The 12,587-nt window shown below is 63.0% G+C and carries 7 protein-coding genes and 1 pseudogene; 3 read left to right on the top strand and 5 right to left on the bottom strand.

Annotation, left to right across the window (positions count from 1 at the left end):
* A partial coding sequence (locus QZ501_RS12590) for an FAD-dependent oxidoreductase (RefSeq protein WP_295719931.1) occupies nucleotides 1-884 on the top strand: 884 nt, incomplete at its 5' end.
* Between the two features lie 68 nt (nucleotides 885-952).
* Entirely contained in the window at nucleotides 953-1,579 is a 627-nt protein-coding gene (locus tag QZ501_RS12595) for a CBS domain-containing protein (RefSeq protein ID WP_295719934.1), read from the top strand.
* A 12-nt stretch (nucleotides 1,580-1,591) separates the two neighbouring features.
* Here the strand turns inward: QZ501_RS12595 and QZ501_RS12600 are convergent, their stop codons facing one another.
* The 5 genes from QZ501_RS12600 to QZ501_RS12620 all read right to left on the bottom strand — a co-directional run bounded on the left by QZ501_RS12600 (nucleotide 1,592) and on the right by QZ501_RS12620 (nucleotide 11,864).
* Nucleotides 1,592-4,315: a hypothetical protein gene (locus tag QZ501_RS12600; RefSeq protein WP_295719936.1), complete on the bottom strand. Its 2,724-nt coding sequence runs from the start codon at nucleotides 4,313-4,315 to the stop codon at nucleotides 1,592-1,594.
* A gap of 126 nt (nucleotides 4,316-4,441) precedes the next feature.
* Nucleotides 4,442-6,463, bottom strand: a complete 2,022-nt coding sequence (gene ligA / locus QZ501_RS12605; protein ID WP_295719939.1) for an NAD-dependent DNA ligase LigA — start codon at nucleotides 6,461-6,463, stop codon at nucleotides 4,442-4,444.
* A 14-nt stretch (nucleotides 6,464-6,477) separates the two neighbouring features.
* Nucleotides 6,478-7,548 (bottom strand): cell division protein ZipA, encoded by a 1,071-nt coding sequence (gene zipA, locus QZ501_RS12610; protein ID WP_295719941.1) that lies wholly within the window; start codon nucleotides 7,546-7,548, stop codon nucleotides 6,478-6,480.
* 117 nt (nucleotides 7,549-7,665) lie between these two features.
* Nucleotides 7,666-11,163: a chromosome segregation protein SMC gene (gene smc / locus QZ501_RS12615; protein WP_295719943.1), complete on the bottom strand. Its 3,498-nt coding sequence runs from the start codon at nucleotides 11,161-11,163 to the stop codon at nucleotides 7,666-7,668.
* 11 nt (nucleotides 11,164-11,174) lie between these two features.
* Nucleotides 11,175-11,864: a GntR family transcriptional regulator gene (locus QZ501_RS12620; protein ID WP_151440507.1), complete on the bottom strand. Its 690-nt coding sequence runs from the start codon at nucleotides 11,862-11,864 to the stop codon at nucleotides 11,175-11,177.
* A 226-nt stretch (nucleotides 11,865-12,090) separates the two neighbouring features.
* Between QZ501_RS12620 and QZ501_RS12625 the strand changes: the two are divergent.
* A pseudogene (locus QZ501_RS12625) lies at nucleotides 12,091-12,587 on the top strand (hypothetical protein); the annotation flags it as partial.

The raw sequence follows: 12,587 nt of genomic DNA on the forward strand, positions 1-12,587 counted from the left end.
CGGAATTCTACCCCCACCTCCAGACACAGCATCCGGGGATCGATTTCTGGTCACCAACCGGGACACTGAGCCTAGCCTGGAACCAAAGGGAGCAGCAACGGCAACAGAAACTCCTGGCCCGCAACCAGTGGGATCCGGACTTCCTGGAACCGGTCGACAGTGACCGGGCCTCGCTGCTGAGCGGGCTTGAGCTCGAGATACCCGGGCTCTGGTTCCCTGGCGGAGGGCATATACGCGTGGATGCGCTCCGCCAGGCCGCACTCGGCCATCCGATGATACGCACGATCACCGCAGCCGCGGACGGGAACCGGATTCAGGCCAGCGCGGATTCCTGGCAGGTAGCCCTTCCGGAAGGAGAGACCCTTGAGGCGTCGACCCTGATTGTCGCCACGGGAGCCCAAACCACCGAGTGGGCACCGGATCTGCCTCTGGGCCGTATCAGAGGGCAGCTCACCACCCTGCCCACCCTCTTATCCACTCCCCATGTAGCGTTGGCCGGGGCAGGTTATGCGCTGCCTCCATTCAGTGGCCGGCTGTGTGTGGGTGCCACCTTCGACCGGGATTCCGACCTGGAAACACCCGATCCCCTCAGCGATCAGGCCAACCTTGAGAACCTGGGCCACTGGCTTCCGACACTTGCAAACCAGCTGGAAGGGAACCGGGGCTCCGGACACTGGGTTGGCTTTCGGAGCACCACCCCGGACCATATGCCTGTGGCAGGTCAGCTCAATGGCCGGTTTGTACTTGCCGGCCTGGGCGGCAAGGGTCTGATGTACGCCCCCCTGCTCGCGGCGCATCTCGCGGCCCTTGTTTCAGGCACCCCATCCCCCCTTCCAGCGGACACGGCACAACGTGTGAGCCCTCAACGATTCGCCAGGAGTTAGCGCTGGTTCCTTGAATTTTCCGTGAACCGGCCGATAACCTTTGGAAACGGATCAATGGGGGCGACTCAATGGCCATTCACATCGCAGAACCCGGCCGCCCGGTCGGCACCCGCCTGCCCGAGGCGCTGCGGGCGAGGCGTGTCCAGGGCACAGACGAAACCGATGCCATCCGCCGGACGGCATCGAATACGGAGCAGCCCGAGGAACCGGCCCGATTCCAGGGTAAACCCGAGGTCCGTCGCGCCCTGCAGGAGTACCAGGAGGAGTCCAGCGGTGAAGGGGATGCGGAGTCTCCCTACCTCCCTTCAAGCCGGCTTGCATCCCAGGCGCTCCACACCATCAGTGCCAAAGCACCTCTGCGAATGGCTCTGGATGCCATGGCCCAGCATCTGGTCCATCACCTGGTGGTGACCACGGATGCCGGGGAAGTGGCGGGCCTGATCGATGAAACCTGGGTGCTGCGACAGGTCCGGCAAGGCATGGACGATAATGCGCCCCTGTCCGGTTGCGAGCTTCCCTCCTTCATAACCGTCACCCCGGAGACGGATGCCCACCATCTGGCCCAGCAGATGCTCAGCCATGAACTCAGCGCTGCGCTGGTGATCAACCACAACAACCAGCCGGCGGGCATTGTCACGGGTACGGACTTCTTGCGCCTCTATGCAGACGGGCACCACCTGCATACCACCATCTGATCAGGTGGGAGCTTATTGCGTCAGCGGATTGCCGACCTGATCGTAAGGTCGGATCATCTGGCCGGCATCAGTTTCCAGCACCAGATAGAGCTTGCGGTCACGATAGTTATCCATGTCCACGATCCCGTTCGCACCATCGACAATGCCACTCCAGCGCTGCTCAATCGATGGTTCATCCCCGGACTGGGAACCAGTGTAACGCAGGCCCATCAGGTAGGCCCTGTCATCCCCGGTCTGCCCGGCGATGAAGGCGTCATCCCCGGAGACCGCAAGGGCCTGAATGTTACTGACCTGCCAATTCTGATCTTCAGGAATGTCCGGATGGATCGCTCCCTGCACGTTACCGTTGCTGTTGACGACAATCAGGAAAGGCCCGGCGGAACCGTCCGTGTCTTCCTCAAAATCCCCTGAGCCATCCTCCTGATAGGGACCACCCTCGTTGCCGGCCAGCCAGAAGCGGTTTCCATCCGCCCCAGCAAGATCAGCCCTGTCGTCCCCCTCCGTACCGAACTGGACCCGCTCATTCACGGCGCCACCATCTGCATTGCGCGAAAACAGATAGAAGTCCTCACCGCCGATGTTGGTACCGGGATCAACCGCGCCCTTGTCGCTTCCCAAAGCCACGATGCCGGCTGTGTCGGTGTCAAAGAGCCCGTTGAGCAGCGGGTCGGTGGCCTCCAGATTTTCCGTCCAGGCCGGGTCTGCAACGGGTTCCGCAGGGTCACCCTCCTCGCCGGTATCAATGCGCGTCACGCGCACAGAATCATTATCAAGAGCGCCCGCGTAGAGGGTTCCATCCTGGTTCACATCCAACACCTTCTGGTCCCATACCCCGTCAGCAACAGGGTTCATCTGCCAGAGGAACTCCTCGGCTTCTTTAGAGCGAACCGTCTCGTCGTTACCGTCATCATCGGAATCGCCCGTGGAAATTGTGGAGCGGAAAAGCTTCACCATCCCCTTATCGGAAGCCGTTGGATAAGCCACACCAAGATAGCGGGTGACCTGTGGGGAGCCGGTCGTGCCAGTATTCTCGCCCGCAAAGGCCAGCTGGATTGCGTCCGACGTCTGGGGCCAGCCACCACTGTCCACACCACTGTTTTCCCCAAGGGCCACGACATCACTCTGCGTACCCCCACTCACATCGGGATTGCCAAGCCGGTTGATGCTCTGAAGACGGATCGCGCTGGAGCTGTCAACGCCCGCGACATAGACCTCCCCCAGGGCTCCGGCAACCAAGCTATCAACAGAGAACCCAAGCTCACTCTGCGTCACATCATCGGGCCATTCGCTAATATAGGTCTCGACAGTGCTATCCGTGACCGCCGCCGCGAATTCGCGGCCGTACTGGAAGCTCTGGTCAAACTGAAGCTCCCGCATGATTTCCTCTTTGAGAGGGGCATCAGAACTGGTCGACGCCTGCACGTAGAAAGTCGTCTCATCACTTCCCGGATCAAACGCAATAACCAGCGAGCCATTGTTGGTGGTCTTACTAGCCGTGACGCAGTCGGTGCTCCCCTGCTCAGGGCAGAGATCCACCTGCCAGGAAGGACCATCAGTGACCTCCACTACTTCAATTGCCGCGTAAAGCGTTTCACCGGTGTCATTGGAACGATTCAGCGTGGCCGTTACCTCCCGCCCCCCGTTTTCACTGACGGTGATACTCTCCGCCTCAAAATCCGCCGTTGGCGTCTCATCCTCGACCGGAATGCTCCGGGTACGCACTGCGCCGTCCTGGTCGAGAGCGGCAATACCCTCTGTGACCTCCTCCAGCTCTACGTCGAAGGATTCCGTGTTCTCGGCGAGGTTGTCATCATGCACCCAGACCGGGATAAAGCAGGTGGTCTGCCCGGCTTCAAAATGAAGCAGACCGGTCCCGCCTGTCTCGTCTTCATTGAGGTACTCGATGTAGTCAGGAGGCTCCGGGAACCCGGACCCGTAGCGGGTGTTGCCATCCAGGACCAGGTCCTCTCCGTAGAGGGCCCGCCCCTGATTGCCACCCTCATACTCACAGGGCAGTTCCTCCGCATCCGCTGAGTCACACGTCTCCTGCCCCTGGATGCGGAACCGCACCGAAACCGGCTCGACCGAGGGTTGCCCCAGATCCACCCGGATCAGGGAGCGATAGGTCTGGTACTCCCTGGAACCACTGTCATAGTCGCCAGGCCCCGTTACCGCTTGATCCCCGGTAACCAGTTTCTGGTGATTGACGGTCACATCCGGGCTCACGCTCATGTCCGGAATCCCGCAGACCTCATCCGAATCCTTACTCACCTCAGGCTCATAGGGCTCCCCTTCGGTCACCGTACCGGAAACCACTTCGAGCGGATTGTGCCGGACCTCGACGCTGAACTCGCTGTCCCCGATCAGGTTGCCGTCATTGGTGGCGATACGGATGCTGTCGTACTGCCCCAGGTCGTCCTCGCCTTCACGCCCACCAGTAATACCGGGAACGCCTCTCAGGACGATGCCCTTGCGGGCCTTGTTGGTGGTCGCTTCCAGGGCCAGCCAGGAGGGGTTGTTGACCAGCGAATAGTTGAGGAGATTGTCGCCGCCCACGGCGCCGAAGTTGTAATTGTAGTCCACGCCCAGATAGGCCACCTGGGGCGGAAAGCCGAGAATCCGCGGATCCTCCGGGGAATTACTGGTATCCCCACAGCCCATCAGCAGCAGTGGCAGGGCCAGAAGCAGCGCCTGAAGGGAACGGCGCACTGGAACAGCGTTCGTGCTCAAACTCACGGATGACATTCTCCCGGGTCGGGGGCCGTCGGGTCTCGAAACGTCGTCCATGGTAGGGGATCCGCCATAAGGCGGATCCGTACTGGTTCTCAGATTCAGGGGGCGGCTGACGATTCTGTGACACAGTCACGCTTCGCCGAGCCACTCCAGGAAGGTTGCTTCATCAAGGATGGATACACCCTGCTGGCGGGCCTTGCTGAGCTTGGAGCCACCGCCCTCGCCCGCCACCAGGTAGTCGGTGTTGCTGGAAACACTGCCGGCCACCTTCGCGCCACGGGCTTCCAGAGCAGCCCGCGCCTGATCCCGGGAATACCGCTCCAGTGTTCCGGTCACCACCACGGTGGTACCCGAAAAGGGCGATTCCGAATCGTCCACCCGTGCCGGTGCCCGATAGCTCACGCCCGCCTCACGCAGCCGCTGGATGATTTCGCGGTTATGGGGCTCGGCAAAGAAGCTGCGGATATGGCCGGCCACCACCGGCCCCACATCCTCGATCTCCTGGAGCTGTTCCTCATCGGCTTCCATGAGGGCGTCCAGCTCACCGAAATACCGGGCCAGCCCCCGTGCGGTGGCCTCACCCACCTCCCGGATACCCAGGGCATAGATCAGCCGGTCCAGATCAGGCTCGCGACTGTCGGCAATGGCATTCACCAGATTGGAGGCGGATTTTTCACCCATGCGCTCGAGCCGGGTCAGATCCTGGGTCTTCAGGTGATAGAGATCCGCCACGGTTTCAACCATGCCTTCGTCCACCAGCACGTTGACCCACTGCTCCCCCAGCCCCTCGATGTCCAGGGCGCGGCGGGAGGCGTAGTGCCGGATGGCCTCCTTGCGCTGGGCCGGACAGAACAGACCGCCCGTGCAGCGCGCCACAGCTTCATCCTCTGGCTGCTCAATGGCGGAACCGCATTCCGGGCAGGCCTCCGGCAGTCCAATCACATGGGTGTCATCAGGCCGTTTCTCGGTAAGAACACGCACTACCTGGGGAATCACATCGCCGGCCCGGCGGATCATCACCCAGTCACCCTCTCGCAGCCCAAGGCGCTCAATCTCATCCATGTTGTGGAGGGTGGTGTTGCTGACGGTCACGCCTCCCACAAACACCGGATCCAGTCGCGCCACCGGCGTTATGGCACCGGTGCGCCCCACCTGGAAGGCAACTTCGCGCACCCGGGTCATGACCTCGTGTGCAGGGAACTTGGTGGCGATGGCCCAGCGTGGCGCCCGGGAGACGAAGCCAAGCCGGTCCTGCAGCGCCAGATCATTGACCTTGTAGACAATGCCGTCGATCTCGTAGTTCAGTGATTCGCGCTTCTCGAGCATCTCCCGGTAATAGGTGATGCAGTTCTCGATCCCAGTGACCAGACGGATCCCAGGATCGATCCGAAACCCCCAGTCCCGCAGCTTGAGCAGCTGATCGTAATGACTGGCAGGAAGACCGGCCTCCTCAGGTACGTCCACGCTGTAGCCGCTGAACGACAGGGGTCGCCGTGCCGGCACCCGTGGATCCTTGTTGCGAAGACTGCCTGCAGCCGCATTGCGCGGGTTAACAAAGGTCTTCTCCCCGGCCTCCGCCAGCTGCTGGTTCAGGCGTTCGAACCCATCAAGGGGCATGTAGGCCTCGCCCCGCACCTCAAAGGCATCCGGGTAGTCATCGCCATAGAGTTGCAGGGGGATGGCCCGGATGGTGCGGACATTGGCGGTGATGTCCTCCCCGGTGTAGCCATCGCCCCGGGTGGCGGCACGGTGAAGCACACCATTGCGATACAGAAGGCTGATTGCCAGGCCATCGAGCTTGGGCTCGCAGGCGTAGTCGACTGGCTCATCCCGGCCCAGCCGTTCCCGGACCCTGCGGTCAAAATCCCTGAGCTCGTCCTCGTCAAAGGCATTGTCCAGGGACAGCATGGGCGTTTCATGGGGGGCTTCCGCGAACAGGGACTCCGGGGCCACGCCCACCCGCTGTGTCGGGGACTCGGGGGTTACCAGCTCGGGATGCTGCGTTTCCAGCTCCTGCAGTTGCCGCAGGAGCCGGTCATAGTGCTCATCCGAGACCTCGGGGTCGTCGAGCGCGTAATAGCGGTAGTTGTGATGATCGATTTCCCGCCGCAGGGCGTCGATACGCTGTTCAGGGCTGTCTTCCCGGGTCACGGGCGGCGATCCTCTCAGGCTCTGGCCGGGGAACGGCGCTTGCGTTCGAACTCGCGAATGCGCTGGCGGCAGTGTTCAATCGTCTGGCTGGTCATGACACTGCGGTGCTCATCACGCAGCTCACCACCCAGGTTACGCACGACTGTGTTGGCGGTCTCCAGCATGAAATCAAACGCCTGTACCGGCTGGCTGGGGCCGGGCAGGCTCATGAAGAAGCTGAGCCCGGGGGTTTCGAGGGTCTCGATCTCCTCCGGTGTCAGGGTGCCGGGCGATACCGCGCTGGCGACGCTGAACTGGACCGGTGTGCGGGTATCCGATTCCTCGTGCCGGTGATAGATGCCGAGATCCCCGTACTCCATGCCGCAGGCTTCCAGGATACGCTTGATCGTCGCGCCACTGTACTGCCCGTCATCGCGGCAGTGGGCATGGACCACGATCACCTCTTCGGCTTCCGGCCGATTGGCTCCGGCAACAGGCGGTTCCCCGGAGGTTTCGCCGGGCCCCGGCGCTTCCTGCTGCGAGGTCGCGTGGCCGGGATCCGTTTCCCCGCTTTCCGTCTCCTCCGGGGCCACCCCATCACGGATGCGGCTCCAGATCTCCCGGGCCCCGGCACTGATGCGGCTGGCGGCTTCACCGGCAACATCGGTCGCCTCCGCCGCGCGTTCACGGATGGCGGATTCACCCCGGACCCGGGCCGGGCCTACAATGCCGTCGTCATCCACGGCGGCCAGGGGGTCATCTTCCCGCTCCGGGCCCGAGGGCTGCTCCGGCTCCTGGTGCGCTGCGGGTTCGGACTCCCATGCGGGCTCCGGTTCGGGTTCGGGCTCAGGCTCGGGGGCCGGTTCCGGCTCCGGGTCGGGCTCTGCGGCTTTCGGCTCAGCGCTTCTGACGGGCCTTGCGCCCCCGGTGGGGAGTTCCGGGTTGTACCCATCGTCAATCGGGGTCTGCCCGATACCGTCTCCGCCCATGCCGCGCTGGATTTCCAGCGAGTCCTGGCGGGCACGGCGCATGCGCCGCAGTCCGTCAACGACCACGCCGATGATCAGCAGCGCCCCAATGATGATCAGCCATTCTCTGAGACTCATGATCCTCTATCTGTCCTCAAGGGTTGTGCCCCCGGCGCATCCCGGTGCGCCCGTTTTGACTGCCACTTTAGGCAATGACCCCGGTCAAGACAATGCCGGGGCATTGCGGCTTGTTCATCAGCTGTCAGCCAGGACCGCCGCTTCCTCAACATCCACGGAGACCAGCCGGGAAACCCCGGGTTCATGCATGGTCACACCCATGAGCTGATTGGAGAGCTCCATGGAGATCTTGTTGTGGGTGATGTAGATGAACTGAACGTGCTCGCTCATCTCCTTCACCATCTTCGCGTAGCGGCCGACGTTGGCATCGTCCAACGGCGCATCCACCTCGTCGAGCATGCAGAAGGGAGCCGGGTTGAGCTGGAAGATGGAGAACACCAACGCGATCGCGGTCAGTGCCTTCTCGCCGCCGGAAAGCAGATGGATGGTGGTGTTCTTTTTGCCCGGGGGCCGAGCCATGATCGCCACACCGGTTTCCAGAAGATCATCCCCGGTCATCTCCAGGTGCGCGCTGCCGCCACCGAAGACCCGCGGGAACAGGTTCTGAAGCCCCTGGTTGATGGCGTCAAAGGTCTCACGGAAGCGGGCGCGGGTCTCGCGGTCGATCCGTCGGATGGCGGACTCCAGTGATTCCAGAGCCTCCTGCAGATCCTGATCCTGCTCGTCCAGGTAGGTCTTGCGCTCGCTCGCCACCCGGTATTCGTCGATGGCGGCCAGGTTGATGGCGCCCAGGCGCTGGATGCGGTTGCCGATGCGGGTGAGCTCCTGCTGCCATGCCTCGGCGGAGGCGTCCTCGGGAAGCCCTTCCTGTACGGTCTCCCGGCTGACCTCCAGTTCCTCAAGCTGCTCCAGGTACTGGCGGGCCTGCAGTTCAATAGCCTGAGTATCCATGCGCAGCTTCTCGAGCTTCTCCCGCGCCTGCTGGACGTCCTGCTCCACCTGGCCGCGGCGCTGCTCCCGGTCCCGGACCTGCTCATCGATGGCATCCAGGGCCTCACGCGCCTCGTTGAGCTTCTCTTCCTCCTGCACGCGACGCTCCAGAAGCCCTTCCAGTTCCATCTCCAGGTCCTGGATCGGGGCCTCGGCGTTCTCCCGGGTCTCGCGCTGAATCTCAATGCGTTCGTCCAGCCGCCCCTGCTGGCTCTTCATGCGCTCCAGGGTCTGTTCCAGGGCTTCCTTACGGTTCTTAAGGTCCTGCACCTGCAGCTGGAGCTGATGATGGTGATCCCGGGCATGACGCGCCTGCTGGCGCTCATCATCAAGCCTGGCCCGCAGATCGTCGCGTTCGCTGAGCAGTGATTCCTTCCAGTCCGCGTTTTCATTCATGCGGTCCATGGCTTCCTGCCAGCTGGCACGGGCCTCTTCCAGGCGCTCGTTCTCATCCGCTTCCTGGGCATCCAGATCCGCCAGGTCCTCGCTGATCCGCCGTGCCCGCTCACGCACCTGCTCCATGCGGGCGCGGAAGGCCTCGAGCCGGGATTCCGTGGCGGACAGGGATTCGCGCGCATCGCTCAGCGCCGCACGGGCCTCCTCCAGCGCCGCCTCGGTCTCATCACGCGAGGCCCGCAACTGCTGCAGCTGTTCTTCCCCCTCGGTCACCGCTTCCTGCAGTGAGGCGGATTCCTCTTCGAGCGCCTCAACCCGCTTCTGGCGCTCGATGATACCGGTGTCATCGTCACCGTCATCCGGGAGGCGCAGCCATTCAGGGCCCATCCAGATCCCGCCCGGGGTGACCAGGGATTCGCCATCCGCCAGGGCGCCGCGACGGGCAAGCGCATCATTGAGATCGTTTGCGCACCAGACGCGATCCAGCCAACCGGCAACACTCCCGCCAAGGCCGACCTCCGCCAACAGCGTCCCCGGCCCTGCATCCGCACCTGTGCTGGAAGTGTGCACAATGGTCAGTCCCGATGGGGCCTGCGTGAGCACAGCGTCATCGTAATCATCCGGGTTCAGAACCAGCGCCTGCGCCAGTGGACCAAGTACGGCTTCCACCGCTTTTTCCCAGCCCTCGCTCACCTCCAGTGTCTGGGCCAGCCGCCGGGCCTGGTCCCAGCCCTGCTGGCTGATCCACTCCCTGCGCCGTTCATCACTGTCGCCCAGCTGCCCTTCCAGAAGCGCCTGCTCGGAGGCCAGACGCCCGTTCAGTGTCTGCAGGCGGCCGCGCTTCTCGTTGAGCTCCGGCTCCAGCTGCTCAATCGCTTCGCGATCCCGCTCCAGCTGCTCGGTATGGGTTTCCACCCGCTCCCGGGCCTCTTCAACCCGGGCCTGTTGTTCCTCACGTTCGTTCTCGAGCGTGGCTTCCTCGCCAGAGCGGTCGTCGTGATCCAGGGCTGCGCGCTCTTCCTCCAGCCGCTGGCGGCGCTCACGGAGTTTCAGCAGCGCGTCCTCGCTGGCCTTGATCCGGGACTGGCCCACTTCCGCCTGCTGGCGGTCATCCGCCGAACGCTGGCTGAAGTCCTCCCAGCGCTGCTGCCAGTCCTGCATCCGGCTCTCCGCCTCGGCCAGCCGTTCACCGTACTCTTCGGCCTTAGCCTCGGCGGTTTCCAGTTCCGGCTCAACGTTCAACAGTTCCGTGGCCACCGAATCCAGCCGCTCCTGGTCCTGCTCCAGTTCCCGGGCTACTTCCTTGCGGCTGGCCAGGGCCTGTTCCAGATCATCAGCTGCCTGGCGGGCATTGCGTTTCTGGTTCTCCAGGTTCTGCTCGACACGCGCGATCTCGGCACCGGCCTCGTAGTAACGGCCCTGGGCCTGGTTGAAACGCTCACTGCGGTCACTGTGTTCCTGGCGCAGGGATTCCAGTTCGGATTCCAGCGAGGTGCGTTCCGTAACCACCTTTTCCTGGGCGGTTTCAGCCTCGCTGATCGCCCTGCGATGCTCCTGCAGGGACGAATCCAGATCACGCCAGCGCAGCACCGCCAGCTCGGCCTGCTTCTGGCGCTCCTCCTGCTTCAGGGCCCGGTATTTCTCGGCGGCTTCAGCCTGCTTCTCGAGGTGCTGGAGCTGGCGGTCAAGCTCATCCCGCAGGTCGGTCAGGCGGTCGATATTCTCCTGGGTCCGGCGCATGCGGTTCTCGGTCTCGCGCCGGCGCTCCTTGTAACGCGAGATGCCCGCCGCTTCCTCAATGTAGTGGCGCAGTTCCTCGGGCTTGGCCTCGATCAGGCGCGAGATCATGCCCTGCTCGATGATGGCGTAGCTGCGCGGTCCCAGGCCGGTCCCCAGGAACAGGTCGGTAATGTCCCTGCGCCGGCACTTGGCGCCGTTCATGAAATAGTCGGACTGGCCTTCGCGCGTGACCCGGCGCTTGACGGAGATCTCGTTGAAGCGGCCGTATTCGCCGGGGGCGGTGCCATCGCTGTTGTCGAACACCAGCTCGATGGAGGCCTGGCCCACGGGCTTGCGGCTGGTTGAGCCGTTGAAGATGACGTCACTCATGGCCTCGCCACGGAGGTACTTGGCCGAGCTCTCGCCCATGACCCAGCGGACAGCGTCGATGATATTGGACTTACCGCAGCCGTTCGGCCCCACAACCGCCGTCATGTTCGAGGGGAAGGGAACCGTGGTGGGCTCAACAAAGGATTTGAAGCCGGCGAGCTTGATGGACTTCAGGCGCATGGTCGACCGGCTCAGCTGGCGGGTTCGACGGTGAGCGATTCATCCCGGGCCAGCGCCTGGAGAGCCACTTCACGCTGGTGTTCCCCGAAGGCCCGGATCACCTCGGTCACACCCTGATGATCATCCGCCTCGACGCGATCCGCGATGCGCTGGAAATAGGTTCTCGAGACCTGCATTTCCCCCGGATCATTCGCCAGCACGAGGTAATAGGTGCGACTGATCGCGGGCCGGAAGTTCTCCAGTGTTTCCTCCAGATAGGGATTGGCCACCACGGGGTAGCACCGGCGCATCACTTCCAGTCCACCATCAATCACCTCACCCACCTCAGACGGATCACCACTGAGACGGCGACAGAGCTGATGGATGGCCTGGAGCAGCGGCTGCTCATCGTTTTCCGTCCGCCGGGCCATGAAACGGTCGGCCAGCATCTCGAGCAGATTCAGGTAGATGTCATAGAGGCTGTTCACCAGTTCCGGTGTCATGCCGGAGACCACAGCCCCTTTGCGCGGGTAGATGCGGATGAGGTGTCGGCGCTCCAGAATCAGAAGCGCCTCGCGCACCGATCCGCGGCTTACGTCCAGCTCCCCGGCCACCTTGAGCTCCTGGATGCGTTCACCAGGTCGCAGAGCACCCGTGATGATCTGGCGCCCGATATGCTGGGCAATCTGTTCGGAGAGACTTTCCGGCGCCTGGAATTGCATAGTGGGCTACCTACCCCTTCCCTGTGTGAGCGTGAGGATCATATCACAACAGCCCGACAATGGGACACGCGGCCACAGCCTGCCGTCATTTTTTTGCCACAACGGCCAGCGCCACTACCTGACGCTCATCGGAAGAGCTACAGATTACTGTTTTTAAAGCTTTATGGGATATCGGCACGGATTTCGCTTGCGACGACCTGTCAGAGATCTGGAACCGGAGTAAGGCATGAAAAAGGTAACCGGCAACGCCCGCCCCATTGACCTGAAGCAGGCCCGTGATGCCGCTGAGAACGTGCGGATCATCGATGAATGGCAGGACAACAGCAACCGGCTTACCGTCCTGTGCAGCCGTCTGCATCAGACACTGGACCTCAATGCCATGCTGGATATATTCGCCGAGGAGCTCAACCAGGTGGTTCCCTTCGCTGCCCTGGCCTACCGGCGCTCGCGCAGCGGCGGCGACTTCGGTTATCTGCTGGGCTCAGGCGGCCCCCATCACTGCTGCTACAATCTGTCCCTGCGCGGCCAGGAACTGGGCTCCCTGCGGCTGGACCGTCGTGATCGCTTCCGGGATGACGAACTGATGTTCATTGAGCAGGCCATCGGCGTGCTCATCCAGCCCCTGCGCAACGGATGGCGCTACCAGGAGGCCCTGGAATCCGCCATGACCGACGGCCTCACCGGCATGGGCAACCGCCGCGCCCTGGACGAGACACTGGACAA

The organism is uncultured Halovibrio sp., from assembly GCF_913056445.1.
GTDB classification, from domain to species: domain Bacteria; phylum Pseudomonadota; class Gammaproteobacteria; order Pseudomonadales; family Oleiphilaceae; genus Halospina; species Halospina utahensis_B.

What these genes read in the sequence shown, in the direction of transcription:
- QZ501_RS12595 (WP_295719934.1), top strand. Translation starts at nt 953, where the DNA reads ATGGCCATTCACATCGCAGAACCCGGCCGCCCGGTCGGCACCCGCCTG.
- zipA (WP_295719941.1), bottom strand. Translation starts at nt 7,548, where the DNA reads ATGAGTCTCAGAGAATGGCTGATCATCATTGGGGCGCTGCTGATCATC.
- smc (WP_295719943.1), bottom strand. Translation starts at nt 11,163, where the DNA reads ATGCGCCTGAAGTCCATCAAGCTCGCCGGCTTCAAATCCTTTGTTGAG.
- QZ501_RS12620 (WP_151440507.1), bottom strand. Translation starts at nt 11,864, where the DNA reads ATGCAATTCCAGGCGCCGGAAAGTCTCTCCGAACAGATTGCCCAGCAT.